The 17,833-nt window shown below is 63.5% G+C and carries 16 protein-coding genes; 3 read left to right on the top strand and 13 right to left on the bottom strand.

Annotated features, from left to right (window positions below; translation table 11 throughout):
* Nucleotides 1–106: 106 nt before the first annotated feature.
* Genes pilQ through U6958_RS07165 form a run of 5 tightly spaced genes read right to left on the bottom strand, consistent with a single transcriptional unit; the run spans nucleotide 107 to nucleotide 5,160 of the window.
* Complete coding sequence (pilQ, locus tag U6958_RS07185) at nucleotides 107–2,254, bottom strand: type IV pilus secretin PilQ (RefSeq protein WP_083393587.1); 2,148 nt, start codon at nucleotides 2,252–2,254, stop codon at nucleotides 107–109.
* Nucleotides 2,251–2,799: a pilus assembly protein PilP gene (locus tag U6958_RS07180; protein ID WP_026062714.1), complete on the bottom strand. Its 549-nt coding sequence runs from the start codon at nucleotides 2,797–2,799 to the stop codon at nucleotides 2,251–2,253. The genes pilQ and U6958_RS07180 overlap by 4 nt, the downstream gene beginning before the upstream one ends.
* Nucleotides 2,796–3,473: a type 4a pilus biogenesis protein PilO gene (locus U6958_RS07175; protein ID WP_046238460.1), complete on the bottom strand. Its 678-nt coding sequence runs from the start codon at nucleotides 3,471–3,473 to the stop codon at nucleotides 2,796–2,798. Before U6958_RS07175 ends, U6958_RS07180 begins: the two co-directional genes overlap by 4 nt.
* Complete coding sequence (locus U6958_RS07170; RefSeq protein ID WP_043789993.1) at nucleotides 3,473–4,084, bottom strand: PilN domain-containing protein; 612 nt, start codon at nucleotides 4,082–4,084, stop codon at nucleotides 3,473–3,475. Before U6958_RS07170 ends, U6958_RS07175 begins: the two co-directional genes overlap by 1 nt.
* Nucleotides 4,081–5,160 carry a pilus assembly protein PilM gene (locus U6958_RS07165; RefSeq protein WP_026062715.1) on the bottom strand — a complete coding sequence of 360 codons (1,080 nt, stop codon included), beginning with the start codon at nucleotides 5,158–5,160 and terminating at the stop codon, nucleotides 4,081–4,083. The genes U6958_RS07170 and U6958_RS07165 overlap by 4 nt, the downstream gene beginning before the upstream one ends.
* A 371-nt stretch (nucleotides 5,161–5,531) precedes the next feature.
* Here U6958_RS07165 and U6958_RS07160 point away from each other — a divergent pair, with 371 nt between their 5' ends.
* On the top strand, nucleotides 5,532–7,856 hold the full coding sequence (locus tag U6958_RS07160) for a penicillin-binding protein 1A (protein ID WP_017406662.1): 2,325 nt from the start codon (nucleotides 5,532–5,534) through the stop codon (nucleotides 7,854–7,856).
* A 70-nt stretch (nucleotides 7,857–7,926) separates the two neighbouring features.
* Here U6958_RS07160 and cyaY read toward each other — a convergent pair whose 3' ends face one another.
* A complete protein-coding gene (gene cyaY / locus U6958_RS07155; RefSeq protein ID WP_017406663.1) occupies nucleotides 7,927–8,265 on the bottom strand; it encodes an iron donor protein CyaY in 339 nt (112 codons plus the stop codon).
* A 12-nt stretch (nucleotides 8,266–8,277) separates the two neighbouring features.
* Between cyaY and U6958_RS07150 the strand changes: the two genes are divergently transcribed.
* Both U6958_RS07150 and U6958_RS07145 read left to right on the top strand, forming a co-directional pair.
* Nucleotides 8,278–8,559, top strand: coding sequence for an LPS translocon maturation chaperone LptM (locus tag U6958_RS07150; RefSeq protein WP_082254145.1), 282 nt, complete (start codon nucleotides 8,278–8,280; stop codon nucleotides 8,557–8,559).
* 91 nt (nucleotides 8,560–8,650) lie between these two features.
* Nucleotides 8,651–9,478 (top strand): MBL fold metallo-hydrolase, encoded by an 828-nt coding sequence (locus U6958_RS07145; RefSeq protein WP_074921487.1) that lies wholly within the window; start codon nucleotides 8,651–8,653, stop codon nucleotides 9,476–9,478.
* Here the strand turns inward: U6958_RS07145 and U6958_RS07140 are convergent.
* The 7 genes from U6958_RS07140 to U6958_RS07110 form a co-directional block, all read right to left on the bottom strand.
* On the bottom strand, nucleotides 9,475–10,095 hold the full coding sequence (locus U6958_RS07140; protein ID WP_074921488.1) for a sulfite oxidase heme-binding subunit YedZ: 621 nt from the start codon (nucleotides 10,093–10,095) through the stop codon (nucleotides 9,475–9,477). The genes U6958_RS07145 and U6958_RS07140 overlap by 4 nt on opposite strands.
* Nucleotides 10,096–10,108: 13 nt before the next feature.
* Nucleotides 10,109–11,089, bottom strand: coding sequence for a protein-methionine-sulfoxide reductase catalytic subunit MsrP (gene msrP / locus U6958_RS07135; protein ID WP_016445533.1), 981 nt, complete (start codon nucleotides 11,087–11,089; stop codon nucleotides 10,109–10,111).
* A gap of 192 nt (nucleotides 11,090–11,281) precedes the next feature.
* The gene (gene ccsB / locus U6958_RS07130; protein WP_016445532.1) at nucleotides 11,282–12,619 is read right to left on the bottom strand and encodes a c-type cytochrome biogenesis protein CcsB; all 1,338 of its coding nucleotides are present in this window, start codon (nucleotides 12,617–12,619) and stop codon (nucleotides 11,282–11,284) included.
* Nucleotides 12,616–14,799, bottom strand: a complete 2,184-nt coding sequence (locus U6958_RS07125) for a cytochrome c biogenesis protein ResB (protein WP_074921489.1) — start codon at nucleotides 14,797–14,799, stop codon at nucleotides 12,616–12,618. The genes ccsB and U6958_RS07125 overlap by 4 nt, the downstream gene beginning before the upstream one ends.
* Nucleotides 14,800–14,938: 139 nt before the next feature.
* A complete protein-coding gene (locus U6958_RS07120) occupies nucleotides 14,939–15,589 on the bottom strand; it encodes a cytochrome c (RefSeq protein ID WP_016445530.1) in 651 nt (216 codons plus the stop codon).
* 279 nt (nucleotides 15,590–15,868) lie between these two features.
* Nucleotides 15,869–16,801: an AraC family transcriptional regulator gene (locus U6958_RS07115; RefSeq protein ID WP_074921490.1), complete on the bottom strand. Its 933-nt coding sequence runs from the start codon at nucleotides 16,799–16,801 to the stop codon at nucleotides 15,869–15,871.
* 62 nt (nucleotides 16,802–16,863) lie between these two features.
* A complete protein-coding gene (locus tag U6958_RS07110; protein WP_074921491.1) occupies nucleotides 16,864–17,832 on the bottom strand; it encodes a carbohydrate kinase in 969 nt (322 codons plus the stop codon).
* Nucleotide 17,833: the final 1 nt, after the last annotated feature.

The raw sequence follows: 17,833 nt of genomic DNA, 5'->3' as shown, positions 1-17,833 counted from the left end.
TCCAGGTGTCCCCGGGTTCCCTCCTCCCCCCCGCACCCAACCAGAGCAAAGGCCGTCAAAGTAGCCAACCATATTTTCTTCATCAAATATCTCCCTAAATTTTCACTCAGCGTTTTGCAGAGCCATCAGAAATCATTTTTGGTGTAATGAATACAAGCATTTCTCTCTTGGAAGAGGCCCTGGAGCGGCTCTTGAAAAGATTACCCAGAACAGGCACATCACCCAACAAAGGAATCTTGTTTTCCTGATTGGTTTCTTCCAACTCAAAAATACCGCCAATCACCACAGTGCCACCGTTTTGTACCAGGATCTGCGTCTTGATATGCTTTGTGTCAATGGCCACCCCCTGGGTCGTGGTTTCTCCGCGAGAATCCTTGTTGATATCCAAATCCAGGATGATATCGCCTTCAGGAGTTATTTGCGGCGTGACTTCCAGCTTCAACACTGCCTTCTTGAAGGCTATGGTGGTCGCTCCGTTGGGTGCGGTGACTGAGTACGGGTACTCCGTACCCTGCTCGATCAGTGCCTTGGTCTGGTCGGCGGTCATGAGACGAGGGCTTGAAATGATCTTGCCTTGACCATCGGCTTCCATTGCCGAAAGTTCCAGTGTAAGGAAACGATTGGCTGCAGCATTGAAGATGGACATGGCAAAGGTGCCAGATCCTGAAACTCCTGACACGGATGCAGGAAGATTCACGAAGCTGCCCGAAGTATTGACCGTACCACCCGCACCTGCAGAGGCATTTGCGTTGTCGAACCCCGTACCGAAGACAACACGATTGTCACCGCCGATGCTGTAGCCGCCATCACCACCACGCTGGGCACGCAAGTCCCCACCGCCGAGGCGCACACCCAGCGCACGGCCGAACGTGTCACGGGCTTCCACAATACGCGCTTCAATGAGCACTTGCCGCACCGGCACATCCAGCGTGGCCAGCAATGCCTTCATCGCCTCAAGCTTGGCGGGAGTGTCCGTCACAAAGAGTTGGTTGGTTCGAGGCTCGGAGATTGCGGACCCGCGCTCGGACAGAAATCTCGTCGCAGTTCCGCCAACCCCGGCAGAGCTGGTGTTCGTCGTGATTTGCAACAGGATATCGGCCGCCTTCGCATAGTTCAGCTGAAAGCCCTGGGTCCGCAGCGGCTCCAGTTTCTGGATTTCCATGGCGGCTTCATAGTCACGCTTGGTGCGCGCATCGATTTCATCCTTGGGCGCAATCCAGAGCACCGAGCCCGACTTGCGCATGCCCAGGCCCTTGGCATCCATGATGATCTGCAGCGCCTGGTCCCAGGGAACATCCTTGAGACGCAGGGTCAGCGCCCCGGAAACCGTATCCGAGGTCACGATGTTGAAGTTCGTGAAGTCGGCAATCACCTGCAGCAGGGACCGCACTTCGATGTTCTGGAAATTCAGGGACAGCTTTTCACCGCTGTAGCCGGGGCCCTGCGTGAGCTTGCTCACATCCACCTTTTTCTGGCGGACCTCGATCACAAACTGGCTGTCGCTTTGGTAGGCACTGTGCTCCCAGTCGCCGACGGGAGCGATACGCATGCGCACGGATTCCCCCTGCTGCACCGATGAGATTGTCTGCACCGGTGTTCCGAAATCCGCAACATCCAGCTTGCGGCGCAAGCCTTCAGGCAGGGAGGAACGCAGAAAATCGACGACCAGTTCCTTGCCTTCTCGGCGCAGGTCCACGCCGACCTGGCTATTGCTCAATCCCACGACGATGCGGCCCGAGCCATCGCTGCCACGACGGAAATCAACATCCCGAATGGGTTGGACATCGCTACCGACGGCTGTCTTGGCTTCAAACACACCCTGCTGCGCAGAAGGCTTCACCGCAGCAGACGCGGCCACAGGATCCAGCAGGATCAGCAACGCCTTGCCTTGGCGTTCAGTGCGGTAGGAAGTCGCCGATTTCAAATTCAGCACCAGCCGGGAACGGCCAGAGGCTTCCACGATATTGATGGAACGCAGGTTGCCCTGGTTGAGCTCGACCATCGATTTGCCCGTCGCATTGGTTGCGCCAGGAAAATCCAGTGCGATCCGCGCAGGCGACTGGATCGCAAATCCGGTCGGGTCCGCAGCCAGCGCTTCGGAAAGCTCGATGCGCACCACCTCGGTGCCCCCCTGGATGGAACCGGAGACCGACTCTATCGCGGACTGCGCCCATGCAAAGGAGCCCAGCAACCAACCGCCCAAGGCGATTCCCCAGCGAGCTTTGTGAGACATGCTGCGATGTGTGCCCATCATTTCCTTCCCTCCTGCAACTCCAGTGTGCTATTTCTTTCTATCCAGTCGCCGCTGCCATCCTGGACGATTTCGCGCAACTGGATGGAAGTCTCCGTGATCCGGGTGATCTTTCCGTAGTTCTGGCCCAGGTAATTTCCTGCACGGACCTGATACAGCAATGTTCCGACTCTGATCAAGGCCGTGGGCACACCCTTCTTGTCCAGGCTGCCCACCATGGTCATTGCATCCAGGGGCTCTGCTTCCAGCGGCTCCTTGCGGCGGTTGAGCTCTGCAGCCATCAAGCTGGTATTCGCGTTGGACTGCACGGACTCTCTGCGCAACACCTGCATCAGCTTCAGAGGGTTGAAGGGATCCATCCCCTCCGAACCCAGGTAGGCCTGAGGCGTGAATAACTTCGGCTCTTCCAATGGTTTGACGCGAGGCTTTGCATTGGCACGCTCCTGCGCCATCCAGGTCTGCAGTTCCTCATGCTCGGATGAAGTGCACGCCACCAGCGACAGACAGGCGGCCAGCACAAGCCAGCCGCGAAAACGCATTTGCCTCATTTCTTGCCCTTCCCGGCGGCCGCACGTTGCGCCTGCACTTCCTCGGCATCCAGATAGCGGAAGGTTCGCGCCGTCGCCTCCATGCTCAGGACCTCGCTTCCGTCCTTGCCCACAGGGACAATCGACAAGTTGTTCAAGGTCACGATGCGAGACAGGTAGGCCACGTCGGAAGCGAATGAACCGATGTCATGAAAGCGTCCTGTGACCTTCAAAGCAATGGGCAGCTCGGCGTAGTACTCCTTGACCACCATCGCCCCGGGGCGGAACGTTTCAAACTGCAGGCTGCGCCCCAGTCCGGCCTGGTTGATGTCCGAGAGCAGCGCAGCCATTTCCGCCTTGCTGGGCAACTGCTTTTCCAGCTGTGTCACATATTGCTGGACCTGTTCACGCTGCTTCTTCAGGCCATCCAGGCTGACCGCCTTGGACAGCTTCTGGCTGAAGTCCTGGCGCAGCGTGACTTCGGTGTTGCGCTCTTGCTCCAGCATGTCCTCATAGTCCTTGATCAGTACGTACCAGAGCAAGGCGGCGACGCCCAACGCAATGGCAACGCACAACAGAAAACGCGGCAGCAAGGGCCACCGCGAAGGATCATTGGGATCAAGACCACGGAATTGGCGCTGGATGTTCTCCTGCAGTGCGGAGAAGTCGATGTCGTTCTTTTTCTTCTTGGCCATCACTGGGACTTTCCTGGGTTGGCCGCCGTCGGAAGGCCTTTCTCCGCAACGCTGGCGCGCGTGAGCTGGAAGCGCAGATTGAACGCTGCAGCACGGCGCTGGTCCTTGGGCGTGACGTTGACCGTCTTGGCCACGATCTCCACCAGTTCCGGCTTGGAGATCCAGGGCGTTCCCTCGGATAGATTGCGCAGCATCTCGGACACCCGCTCATTGGACTGCGCCGTGCCCTGCATGGTCACGGCCAGACCTTCCTGCTTGATGCTGGTGATGTAGACGCCATCGGGCAGCTGGGACACCAGCTCATTGAGCATGTGCACCGGCAGATTGCGATCGGACTGCAGGTCTTCCACGGCCTTCTGACGTGCACGCAGGGCAGTGATCTCATCCTCCAGCCCGGCGATTTCCTTGATCTGGGACTCCAGCACCGTGATCTCGGCGCGCAGCATGCTGTTCTTTGCCTGCTGGGCTTCGATCATCATCTGGTACCACCAGTAGACAGCACCAATGATCAAAAGCCCTATCAGGGCCGAAAGGACCATGGTGGCCTGGAATGCTTCCTTGCGTCGCTTGCGTGTGGCTTCTCTGTGAGGAAGCAGATTGATCAGGATCACGACACAAACCTCCGCATGGCCAGACCGCAGGCGGTCAGGTAGGCGGGGGCCTCGCGCGACATGCGCTTGAGGCGCACGCCGCTGCCGACTTCCATGCCATCGAAGGGATTGGCAAGGCTGCAGGCGAATCCGGTCTGCTGCGTGATGGCCTCGGACAGGCCGGAAAGCGGTGCCGAGCCGCCAGCCAGCAGGATGTGGTCTATGCGGTTGTGGGGCGTGCTGGTGAAAAAGAACTGCAGTGCGCGCGACACTTCCTGCGTCATGCTCTGCACGAAGGGCTTGAGCACGGCGGAAGCGTAGTCCTCCGGCAGTTCGCCGTTGCGCTTCTTGGACTCGGCCTCTTCGAGGGAAAAACCATATTGGCGCGCGATCAGCTGCGTCAGCTGGGCGCCGCCAAAGGCCTGGTCACGGTCGTACAGCACCTCGTCGTCACGCAGGATCTGCATGCTGGTCGTCATGGCGCCTACCTCGAACAGCGCCACCAAAGCGTTGTTGCCCTGATTGGGCAGGCGCTCGATCAACCGTCCGGCGGCCATGCGGGAGGCATGGGGCTCGATGTCGATGACCATCGGCTTGAGGCCGGCCGCCTCGGCCAGGCCCTGGCGGTCCTGCACCTTCTCGCGGCGGGAGGCGGCAATGAGCACATCCACGTCGCCAGGCGAATTCGATGACGGGCCTATGACACAGAAGTCTAGACTCACTTCGTCGAGCGAAAAAGGAATGTACTGATTGGCCTCGGATTCGACCTGGACCTCCAGTTCCTGCTCGCTCATGCCGTCGGGCAGCGAAATCTTCTTGGTGATCACGGCCGAAGCCGGCAATGCCATGGCCACGTTCTTGGTCCGCGTGCCGCTTTTTTTGACCAGCCGCCGTACAGCCTCTGCCACTTCGTCGAACTTTTCGATGTTGCCATCCGTGATCCATCCCCGCTCCAGCGGCTCGATGGCACAGCGCTCCAGCAACAGTTCGCCCGACCTGGCACGAGACAGCTCAACGAGCTTGGCGCTCGAAGAACTGATGTCGATGCCTAGCAAAGGTGCGGGCTGGCGACTGAATAAGGATCCCATAGCAATCAACTTGCCCTCCCTCTTCTTGTGTATGTAAAGAACGCAACAAACCTTCACATATAGGTTGAATGCTATCAGCAAGACTGCGCGCAACTCACCATGCCTGCCGGAGCATGGTTGACGGTAGTGGCCAAAAACAGACATTGTTGCGGGCCATCAAATGCGACAGGAATGCACCCCTGCTTGCATGTCGGCCTGTACGCCTGGCTTAGGATGCGAGGCTTGCGGCCATGCTGGCAACCGTGTGCAGCCGCCTCCTACCGACCCCCTGGGGAACGCATTTTTATAATGCGGCACTCCTCAGCACTCCCTGCGACATGCCGTCCTCAGACTCCCGAGAACCCCAGGCTGGAAAGCCTCGCTCCGCTCCGTCCAAGCCCATGCATTGGTTTCCCAAGGCCTTGCTATGGCTGGCGGGCATCGCCGTCGCCGGCGCGCTGGCCCTGATGCTGACCGTGGCCGTGGCCCTGGCCATGGCCTACCCCAACCTGCCCGACGTGTCCGAGCTGGCCGACTACCGGCCCAAGCTTCCGCTGCGCGTGTACTCCAGCGAAGGCGCCCTGCTGGGCGAGTTCGGCGAGGAGCGGCGCACGCTGACACCCATCCAGGACATCCCCAAAGTGATGACCGACGCGGTGCTGGCCATTGAAGACACCCGCTTTTTCGAGCACGGTGGCGTCGACTACAAAGGTATGGCGCGCGCCGCGCTGGCCAATCTGGGCCGCGTGAAAAGCCAGGGCGCATCGACCATCACCATGCAGGTGGCACGCAATGTCTATCTGTCTTCCGAGAAAACTTTTACACGCAAAATTTACGAAGTCTTACTGACTTTCAAGCTAGAGCATCTGCTGAGCAAAAACCAGATTCTCGAGATCTACATGAACCAGATTTATCTGGGAAATCGGGCCTATGGCTTTGCCGCCGCCTGTGAAGCCTATTTCGGCAAGCCACTGAAGGACATCACCGTCGCCGAAGCGGCCATGCTGGCCGGCCTGCCCAAGGCGCCCTCGGCCTACAACCCGATCAGCAACCCCAAGCGCGCCCGCTCGCGCCAGCTCTACATCATCGAGCGCATGGAGGAAAACGGCTTCATCACGGCGGCCCAGGCCACTGAAGCCAAGGCCGAGCCGCTGAAGATCCGCACAGGCTCCTTCAACACCCGGGTGCATGCCGAGTACGTGGCCGAAATGGCGCGCCAGCTGATCTTTGCCCAGTACGGCAACGAGGCCTACACGCGCGGCCTGAACGTCTACACCACCATCAATGCCGGCGAACAGGAAGCCGCCTACGCCGCGCTGCGCCGCGGCATCATGGACTACGAGCGCCGCCAGAAGTACCGCGGCCCCGAGAAGTTCGTGGCCCTGCCCGCCGACGCCGAGGACCGTGAAGACGCCATTGACGACACCCTGGCCAACCACCCCGACAACGGAGACGTGCTCGCCGCCGTGGTGCTGGATGCCAACCCGCGCAAGATCCTGGCGGCCCGTGCCGACGGCGAGCAGATCGAGATCACGGGCGAAGGCCTCAAGCCTGCCGAATCGGGCCTGAACCCCAAGGCACCGCCCAACATCAAGATACGTCCCGGCGCCGTGATCCGCGTGGTCAAGACGCCCAAGAACACCTGGGAAATCACGCAGCTGCCCGAGGTGGAAGGCGCCTTCGTGGCCCTGGTTCCCCAGACGGGCGCCTTGCGCGCCCTGATCGGCGGCTTCGACTTCCAGAAGAACAAGTTCAATCATGTGACCCAGGCTTGGCGCCAGCCCGGCTCGGCCTTCAAGCCCTTCATCTACTCCGCGGCGCTGGAAAAGGGCTTCTCGCCCTCCACCATGATCAATGACGCGCCGCTGTTTTTCAGTGCGGGCGTGACGGGGGGGCAGCCCTGGGAGCCCAAGAACTACGACAGCCGCTACGACGGGCCGATGACCATGCGCACGGGCCTGAACAAGTCCAAGAACATGATCTCCATCCGGCTGCTGCAGGCCGTGGGACCCAAGCAGGGCCAGGAGTGGGTCACGCGCTTCGGCTTTGACGCCGCCAAGCACCCGGCCTACCTGACCATGGCTTTGGGCGCAGGTGCCGTCACGCCGCTGCAGCTGGCGGCAGGCTACTCCGTGTTCGCCAACGGCGGCCACCGCGTCAATCCCTGGCTGATTTCCCGCGTCACCGATCACAAGGGCCGCATCCTGTCCGAATTCACACCGCCCCCGGTGCAGGAACTGCCCCAGGCCATCGACGCGCGCAACGCCTTCATCATGGACAGCCTGCTGCAGGACGTGGCGCGCGTGGGCACTGCAGCGCGCGCGCAGTCCACGCTCAAGCGCCCCGACCTGTATGGCAAGACCGGCACGACCAACGATTCGGTGGATGCCTGGTTTGCGGGCTTCCAGCCCACGCTGGCCGCCGTATCCTGGATCGGCTACGACACGCCGCGCAACCTGGGCAGCCGCGAGACCGGCGGCGGCCTGAGCCTGCCGATCTGGATCAGCTTCATGCAGCACGCGCTCAAGGGCGTTCCCGTGGCCGAGATGCCCGTGCCGCCTGGCGTCGTGAACATGGGCGGCGAGTGGTACTACGAGGAAAACGCGCGCAACGGCGGCGTCAGCAGCCTGGGCATGGACAGTGCATCCACGGGCAGCGCCGCAGGCGCCACGCCCCCGCCCGCCACCGAGGAGCGCAACCGCATCCTCGACCTGTTCCGCAACTGAGGCGGTCGACCACGCAAGAAAGCCCGGCCATGCCGGGCTTTTCTTTTGGAGCCAGCCGAAAGCCGGGGTCTCAGCGTGCCGAGAACTGCAGCGCCAGGCCCGATTGCTCGGTGGCGTAGCGGCTCAGGTTGGCGAAGAACTCGCCCGCGCCCTTGGTATCGAGCCAGGCGCCCTGCGACGCGTCGTAGCGGTAGTGGAAGCCGCCGGCCTTGGCGGCCAGCCAGATCTCATGCAGCGGCTTTTGCTGGTTGATCACGATCTGGCTGCGGTTGGCAAAGACCAGGGTCACCATGCCTCCCACGCGCTGGGCATCGAGGTCGGCATCGGTTTCATCGTTGATGCGATCGCAGTCTTGCTCCACCGCCAGCAGCAGTCGTTCGGCAAGGTCCAGAAATTCTTGGTCGGTCATTACAATTCGCTTATGTTGAAAGCCTCGCAAATTCTAGTCAGGTGCATTGCCCTTGGGGCCTGTGCGGCGTCCCTTGCGGCCTGTGGGCAGAAGGGGCCTCTGTTCCTGCCCAGCTCGCCAGCCGCCAGCCACCGCGCCACGCTGCCGCAGACCCTGGGCATCTCCAGCCCGGCCGAGCGGGCAACGCCCGCACCGGCGCCCACCACCTTGCCGACCGGCCCCTCCAATGCAGCCGTCGAGGAAAGCTCCACGCCCACGGGCGCCTCGGACTCCCGCAGGCCACAGGCCGACTGACGCGGCAGCCGCACTGCGGCTTGATGCACGTCAACCCCGCTGCATGGCATGGCGCTTAGAGTGACCGCATCTTGTCCCTCGACAACCCGCCATGCCCGTAGAGCTTTACCGAGACAAAAACCACGCCTGCCTGATGTTCACCGACCTCATCGAGGAAGATGGACAGGCCATCCAAGCCAACCAGTTCCTCATCGTCGATGACGACACGGGCGCCATCATCGATCCGGGCGGCAATCTCGCGTTCAACGAGCTGTTCATGGGCATGTCTCGGCATTTCGCGCCGCACAAGCTTTCCTATCTGATTGCCTCCCACGCCGATCCCGACATCATTGCCTCGCTGGATCGCTGGATGACCAGCACCAAGGCCCAGCTGGTGATCTCGCGCATCTGGGAGCGCTTCGCGCCCCACTTCACCAAGGTCGGCAAGACCGAGAACCGCGTGATCGGCGTGCCGGACGCCGGCGGCCGGCTGCCGCTGGGCCGCCATGAGCTGCACCTGCTGCCCGCCCACTTCCTGCATGCCGAGGGCAACTTCCACTTCTACGATCCCGTCAGCCGCATCCTGTTTACGGGCGACCTGGGCGTGTCCCTGATGAACGGCATCGAGGCACAGGTGCCGGTGACCGATCTGGTGCCGCACATCGTGCGCATGGAAGGCTTTCACCGCCGCTACATGGTCTCCAACAAGATCCTGCGGCTGTGGGTGCAGATGGCGCGCCAGCTGCCCATCGACATGATCGTGCCCCAGCACGGCGCGCCCATCATGGGCGCCAAGGCGATTGCCGACCTGTTCAACTGGCTGGAAGGCCTGCAGTGCGGCATTGATCTGTTCGACCAGCGCAACTACCAGTTGCCCATGGCGGACATCGACCCCGTCACCCGCCAGCTGCGCCCTGCCCTGCGCGCCGTCGCGGGCTAGCTTCTGGCGCGCCGGCGGCGCAGTGCATGGGCCACACGCCAGCCCAGCAGCAGCGCAAGAATGGCGGCGTATACGCCGACCTCGGCGAAGTTGTTCTTGCCCGCGCGCATCCAGAAGAAATGCAGCAGGGCCAGCGGCGCCACCGCATAAATGCAGCTGTGCAGCCATTGCCAGCGCTTTGCGCCCATGGCCCGGAGCACACGGTGCGGCGATGTGGCGGCAAGCGCGGTCAGCAAGAGCAGGGCCGCAAAGCCCACGAGGATGAACGGGCGTTTGGGGATGTCGAGCACGATCTCGCCCCAGTCCAGCCCCATGTCGAACCACGCATAGCACAGCAGGTGCAGCACGGCGTAGAAGAACACATACAGGCCCAGCATGCGCCGAAAGCGCGCCAGCGCCGTCAGCCCCAGCGCCTGGCGCAGCGGTGTCACGGCCAGCACCACGCACAGAAAGCGCAGCGTCCAGTCCCCCGTGGAGCGCAGCAGGGCCTCGGCCGGATTGGCGCCGAGAGTGTTCAGGATGGCTCCGGCCAGCAGCCACGCAAACGGCAGCAGGCACACAAGAAACACCAGCGGCTTGGCCGCCCGGTGCAGCAAAAGGCGCTGTAACACCGTCATTGCATGGGCCGCATCAATAGAACTTCTTCAGATCCATGCCCGTGTAGAGCTGGCCGACCTGGGCTTCGTAGCCGTTGAACAGCAGCGTCTTGCGCTTCTTGGCGAACAGGCCATCCTCGCCAATGCGCCGCTCCGTGGCCTGGCTCCAGCGCGGGTGCGGCACGTCCGGATTCACATTGGAATAAAAGCCGTACTCGTTGCGCGCCGCCTTGTTCCAGGCCGTGCCCGGCTCCTTGTCGGTCAGGCGGATGGCAACGATGCTCTTGGCGCTCTTGAAGCCGTATTTCCACGGCACGACCAGCCGCACGGGCGCGCCATTCTGGTTGGGCAGCACTTCGCCATACATGCCGAAGGCCAGCAGCGTCAGCGGGTGCATGGCTTCATCAAGGCGCAGCCCCTCGGTGTAAGGCCAGTCCAGCACGCCGCTGCGCAGGCCCGGCATCTGCGCCTTGTCGGCCAGGGTCACGAATTCCACGTACTTGGCACTGCCCAGCGGCTGCACCTTGCGCAGCAGCTCGGCCAGGGAATAGCCGACCCAGGGAATCACCATGGACCAGCCTTCCACGCAGCGCAGCCGGTAGATGCGCTCTTCCAGCGGTGCGAGCTTGAGCAGCGCATCCAGGTCCAGTGTCTGCGGCTGCTGGACCAGGCCTTCGATCTTCACTGTCCACGGCCGCGTCTTGAGCGTGTGGGCGTTCTTGGCAGGATCGTCCTTGTCCAGGCCGAATTCGTAGAAGTTGTTGTACTGCGACGCATCGGCATAGGCGGTGACGCGCTCCATGGAGTTCGCGCCCGGCACCTGCGAAGGCACGGAAGCCAGCGCCGCCAGCTTGCCGGGGCGCTGCACGCCTGCCGCCCAGCCCGGCAAGGCGGCACCGGCCGAACCTGCGGCCAGGTACTGCAACCAGGCCCGGCGCTGCAGGTAGCTCGCCCGGGGCGTGATTTCGCTGCCTTGCGGATGTTGGAAGCCGTTGTCGTGGGAGCGGATCAGCATGGGAATCTCCGAAAGTGCCTGCTGAGGCAGGGGTGCCGGGCGGCATGACGATTGGGAGCCTTGCAGGCCCGCGCAAGTTCCATGCTACGCCCCAGCCTCAACTGCCATGAAAAAGAGCCGGATACAAAAAGGGCTGCATGCGCGCCGGCGCATGCAGCCCTTTGTTCGGCGGCAGTCCGAATCAGCAGCGGATCACAGCTCGCCGTAGCTGTGCAGTCCCGACAGGAACATGTTCACGCCCAGGAAGGCGAAGGTGGTGATGGCCAGCCCGCCCAGCGCCCACCAGGCGGACACGGTGCCGCGCAGGCCCTTGACCAGGCGCATGTGCAGCCAGGCCGCGTAGTTGAGCCAGACGATCAGCGCCCAGGTTTCCTTGGGGTCCCAGCTCCAGTAGCCGCCCCAGGCCTCGGCCGCCCACAGCGCGCCCAGCACGGTGGCGATGGTGAAGAAGGCAAAGCCCACGGCGATGGACTTGTACATCACATCGTCCAGCAGCTCGAAGCTGGGCAGCCGCTCGGCGATGCGCTTGCGCGCCAGCAGGATGCCGGCCACGATCAGCGCCGAGACGCCGAAGTACACCATCCAGTAGCTGCCGCCGTTGTCGGTCGCACCCTTGCGGAAAACGATGGGCTCGAAGCACAGCACCACGCCCAGCATCCACAGCGGGGCGAGCTTGTACCAGCGCGTCTCCGTGGCCTGCTGCTTGATGAGGTAGGCGAAGGAGACCATGGCAGCCAGCGCGAAGGTGCCGTAGCCGATGAAGTTGGCCGGCACATGCAGCTTCATCCACCAGCTCTTGAGCGCCGGCACCAGGGGCTGGATCTCGTGCGCCTCGCGCACCAGCGTGTACCACAGCAAAAAGCCCACGGCCGCGCTGACCACCAGCATCACGAAGCCACCCAGGGCGCGCGTATCGTAGTGCTGTTCGTAGTACAGATAGAACAGCGCCGTCATCCAGCAGAACATGACGAACACTTCATAGAGATTGCTGACCGGGATGTGGCCCACATCGGGGCCGATCAGATAGCTCTCGTACCAGCGCACCATGGTGCCCACCAGCGCCAGCGTCACGGCCAGCCAGGCCAGGCGCGAGCCCAGCAGCGACAGCGCCGTGCCCTCGCCCCGCGCAAACATGCCGATCCAGTAGAAGACGGTGCTGATGAAGAACACCATGCTCATCCAGAGGATGGCCGACTGGCTGGACAGGAAGTACTTGAGGCCGAACACCGTGTCCGAGCGCGCCAGCTGCGCCCCCTCCGGCCCCTGGTACAGCGCAATGGCAAGCAGCGACAGCCCGGCCACCACCAGCATCAGCGCCCGCAGCGAGCGCCAGAACCAGCCCAGCCAGATGGCCGCGGGAATGGTGCCGACCAGGATGCACTTCTCGTAGACATCCATGTACTCGCCATAGCGCTGCAGCGCATAGAGCAGCCCCGCCGCCACGAGGGCCGCAAACACCCAGTCGAACCAGTTGCGGCGGGCGAAGAAGCCCTCGTTGAGCGTCAAAGTCGTCGTGGTGGCGGTGTTCATGCGGAACCTCCGGGGGGTTTCTTGTGGATGGGCTCGGCGCCTATCAGCTTGCCGGCCAGCATGGCGAATTCTCTATCACCATCGAGCGTTTTGCGATTGGTGGACAAGGCCATTTCGGCATGGCTTTGGCCATCGCGGGGCGTGAGCCAGATCCAGATGCGGCGGTCGCGCACGTACAGCATGCAGAACACGCCGATGATGAGGAACAGGCAGCCCAGATACACCACGTTCTTGCCCGGCGCACGCGCCACCTGGAACACGCTGGCCTGCACCTGCTTGAAGTCCTGCAGCATGAAGACCATGGGCACGGGGTAGAACTGCGCGTCGCTGAGCGAGAACACGGCCTGTGTCATGAAGGACTGCGTCTGCTCGCTGGGCTCCAGCGGTGCCTGGCCGGCCTGGGCCCGCACGATCTGGGCCATCTCGAACAGCACGCCATTGAGAATGCGCACCAGCACCTCGCCCGCGCGTTCACGCTCGGCCGCGGGCACATTGCTTTCCATGAAATCGGAGATGGCCTGCAGCCCGCCCAGCGGCTTGCCATCGGGACCCTTCTTGTCGGTCTGTCCCGCGAACAGCTCCAGCGCCTTGGTGGCCGACTGCGCCAGCGCACCGCTCAGCTCGGAGCGCGAGGAATCGATGGCCTTGGCCACATAGGCCCGGGCCGCCTGCTCGCGCAGTTTGGGATCCTGCAGCGCGCTGCGCAGGCGCAGGAAGGTGTCCATTTCGCTTTCGGGGTCGGCGGGAATGCGCAGATAGCGCATGGCGTCGGCCTGGTTGTCGCGCACGCCCAGCAGGAACACGCGCTGGCCGTCGCCCGTGTCCACGGGCAGCATGTAGTTCTGGAACTCGCGCGCCTGGCCCGCGGCATCGCGCAGCTTGTAGCGGATGCTGGGGCCGATGTTGCGCAGTTCCTTCTTGGTCACGGTCTTGTGGGCCGCGCCCAGGCGCTCGTCGATGGCCTGCTTCAGGTCCACCTTGCGCACATCGGTGGCGCTGCCACTGGCGCCGCCCGCACCGCCGAAGTTCTCGACGTTGATGGTGCGCAGCTCGGCAAACTCCAGCGTCAGCGCCTCGTCCTTGCCGTCGGCGAGCTTGCGCGTGAACTGGCTGGAGCCGCCAATCACGCCTTCGACATCGAAGGGCTTGGTCCCGGCCTCCAGCGGCACGGCATGCAGCTTCACCGACGAGCCGCCGTCATCAAAGCTGGACTGGTAGATCTCGATGCCGCGGTAGCTGGCCGGGTGGTTGACCTCGATGCGCTTTTCCAGCTTCTCGCCCGTGGCCTTGTCGTGGATGACGACCTCGCTGGCAAACAGCTTGGGCATGCCCGTGGAGTAGTACTCGACGATGAACTTCTTGAGCTCCACCGCAAAGGGCAGCTCCTGCAGCAGCACGCCATCGGACTGCGACAGGATGGCCGTGCCCGCCGTTCCGCCCTCGGTCACCAGCAGGTTGCCGCGGAAGGTGGGGTTGCGTTCGCTCAGCCGGTGCTGCTCGGACACCTCGGAGATCAGGCCACCGCCGGTATAAGGTGTTTTGCCTCCCAGCCACATCTGCGCACGCACGATAAGGTCACCGTCGAACAGCCCCCCCAGGCAGATCAGCACGATGGCGCCATGGGCGGCGATGTAGCCCAGCTTGTGGGCCGCGCCCGCCTTGGCCGCCAGCATCCAGCCCGTGCCGGGACCGGCCGCCGTATCGCGCTGCTGCAGCCGCACCTTCCAGCCGCCCGACACCAGCTGCTGGCCCAGGCGCCTGGCGGCTTCCTCGGTGCTGCCGGGCACCACATTCTGCGCACGGTGGCCGAAGGCCTTGAGGCTTTGCTCGCGAACGTTTTCCTTGAAATTGCGCAGATCGGCCAGGTATTTGGGCGCATGGCGTGCCACGCACAGCGAGGTGCTGATCACCAGAAAGGCCAGGATCAGCAGGAACCACCAGGCGCTGTAGACCGCATTGAGCTTGAGCGCAAGAAACAGCTGGGCCCAGAACGGTCCGAACTGGTTGACGTAGTTGCCCACCGGCTCATGCTGCTTGAGCACGGTGCCGATCACCGAGGCAATGCAGATGACCGTCAGCAGCGAGATCGCGAAGCGCATCGATGCCAGCAGCTCCAGCATCGCGCGCGCGGCCTGCGGGCGGGGGGAGGCAAGAGCGGCACCGGAAGAGTTGTCTGACATGAAGAGCGAAAAGCCAAAACCCGAATGAAAAAAGCGGGACCATCTGCATTCATGCGATGGACCCGCCTGGCTTGGGGCGTCTATAGGGCAATAGGTTCCCGGTGATTACCCTGGGAACCGCATCGGTTCCGGGAGCACATCAACGCAGGCCAGCGATGTAGTCTGCCACGGCCTTGATTTCGCGATCGTTAAGCTTGGCAGCAACCTGCGTCATCTGAATGCTATTGCCGCGCTTGCCGTCACGGAAGGCCGTGAGCTGGGTGGTGGTGTAGTCGGCGTGCTGGCCGGCCAGACGCGGGTACTGGGCCGGGATGCCGGCGCCGTTGGGGCTGTGGCAGCCTGCGCAGGCGGCGATGTTGCGCTCCTGGATGCCACCACGGTAGATGCGCTCGCCCATGGCCACCAGGTCCTTGTCCTTGGCAAAGCCGTCCTTGGGCTTTTGCGCATGCAGCCAGGCGGCGATGTTCTTCATGTCAGGCTCGCTGAGCATGCTGGCAAAGCCCTTCATCACCGGGTCCTTGCGCTTGTCGTCCTTGAACTCCAGCAACTGCTTGACCAGGTACTCGGGATGCTGGCCGGCCAGCTTGGGCTGGATGGGCACCGTCGAATTGCCGTCGGCCGCATGGCATGCCGCGCAGACGGCGGTGTAGCTGGCCTCGCCCTTCGCCAGATCGGCCTTGGCCGCCTTCGGCTGAGCCGGGGCAGCAGGTGCCTCGCCAGCGGAGAAAGCGGGAAAGGCGGGGGCTGCAGCAAGAATGGCAGCCGTCAGCAAAGAGGCAAGCAACTTCATATCGAGGGCGTGGTTCTGTTGTTGAAAGCGCAAAATTCGGCGGATTCTACAATGGGGCCCCCTGTGATTGATATCGTCAGGAACCCTGCTTTCGCCCCTGCGCGCAGAGGAAGACACATTCCTTGATCGTGGTCACAAACTGGCCACGGATCCGGTGCGGAACATGTGTTTTTCGCAACCCAGCATATCGATCTGTGCCAGCGCGGCAATAAGGGCTCTACCCATGTGGCGCGCAATACCACACCCCTTCTTTCCCGGATTCCAGGTCCCTCGCCCGCCTCAGCCCGCGCCGAAGCGGCTTTCGGCCTGCCTGCGGAATTCCGAGGGCGTCATCCCCTTGATTTCAAGGAAGCGCCGGTTGAAGTTGGCCAGATTGCTGAAGCCGACCTGAAAACAGATATCGGCGATGAAGCAATCGGTCTGCATGAGCAGATGGCAGGCACTGTTGATGCGCACGCGGCTGACAAAGTCGGTGAAGCTGTTGCCTGTGGCACGGCGAAAGAAACGGCTGAAGCGGCTTTCGCTCATGCCCAGTTCGGCCGCCACGTCCGCCAGGCTCAGCGGCTCGTTCACGCGCGCCATGATGCGGTTGACCACCTCGTTGATCTGGTCCACCTGGGCCTCGGCCTGCACGCCCTGCATCTGCACGGCCGACAGCAGCCGGTAGGCCGTGCATTCGGAAAGATCGGACAGCAGATCACAAAAGGCCGCGAAGCGGCGCATGCCGCGCGCACCCCGGACCCCCTCCCAGTGCGCGCGCGCTGCCTCGGCCATGCCGAAGAACTCGATGCCGTGGCGCGCGCGGTCCAGCAGCTGCAGTACCTCGCGCATCTCGGGGATCTGCTCGGCCGCACGGGCAATGGGATCGTGGTTGAACAGGATGACGAGATCGCGTTCGGGCGCGCCGGCCTCGGGCACGTCGAACGATATCCAGTTGTGCGGCAGGCGCGGCCCGCACAGCACGAGGTGGCCCGGCTCGAACGGCCCTATCCAGTCACCCACGAAGGCACGGCCCGAGGTGTGGGTGATGAGATGCAGTTCGTACTCGTCATGGAAATGCCAGCGCACCAGCGGACTCGGGAAACCATGCGCCAGGCAGCGCACCAGGCCACTGCCCTCCACGTCTTCATAGCCCAGGGCGGGCGTGCGGACAAAGTCGCGCTCCAGTTCGGGATGGCGCTGGCGCGGCGGGCGGCGGCGTGTGCTGGGCATGGCAGTCGGTCAATCAGGGACGATGGAGACGGGCACAGGGCGCACGGTAACACCGGCGGCCGCTACGCCCTGTGGTGCTGCTGCGCCTGCGCAGCATCCAGGCCCGCAAGCGCGGCATCCAGCTCCGCACGCCAGGGCGGCTGGGCGCCGGCGCGCGTGCAGTTGAGCGCGGCAGCCGTGGCCGCAAAGCGCAGCACCTCGCGCCACGCGGCATCTGGCAGGGACTTCAACTGCTGCGCCTGCTCCACGCCGCGCTCGAGCAACGCCACGGACAGTGCCGCGCCAAAGGTGTCGCCCGCGCCGATGGTGTCCGCCAGCGGCACTGCAGGCGGGCGCACCGACAGCGGCGCGTGGCCTGCGCGCAGCAAGGTGGCCCCCTCGGCCCCCTGCGTGAGCACCACGGCCCTGGGCCCGCGCGACAGCCAGCTCCCGGCAGCCTCCAGCACCGGCTGACCGGGCGCGATGAAGGCCGCATCCTCGTCACTGAGCTTGACCAGGTCGGCCAGGGCCAGCCAGGCCAGGCAGTCGCGCCGGAAGGCCTGCGCATCGCGGATCAGCGTGGGGCGCACATTGGGGTCGAAGACGATGAGGCGCCGACCGCGCTGCGCGGCCACCAGATCCAGGATGCGCGGCCCCGCCGGCGCATGCAGCAGCGCGATGGAGCCGAACTGCAGGATGCGGCATTCGTCCGGCAACTTCGGCAGCTCGGCAGGCGCCCACAGCGTGTCGGCCGTGCCCTGCATGTAGAAGGCATAGCGGTTGGTGTGTTCGCCACGCTCCACAAAGGCCAGCGTACTGGGCGCGCTGCAGCGCTGCACCAGGCGCATGTCCACGCCGTTGCGCTGCAGGTGCGCGAACAGGCGCTCGCCAAAGAGGTCCTCCGAGAGCTGCGAGACAAGGCCCGTGGCCTGCCCCAGCCGCGCCGCCGCGATGGCGCCATTGGCGGGCGCCCCGCCCTCATGGCCCTGGAAGGCCAGGCCGCCCGTGGCGGTGAAATCGATCAGGGCCTCGCCCACGATGGCTATGCGCATG

Source organism: Delftia lacustris (assembly GCF_040267515.1).
Lineage (GTDB): Bacteria > Pseudomonadota > Gammaproteobacteria > Burkholderiales > Burkholderiaceae_C > Comamonas > Comamonas tsuruhatensis.
Note: the sequence above shows the minus strand (reverse complement) of the source record. Positions and strands in the feature narration are given on the sequence as shown.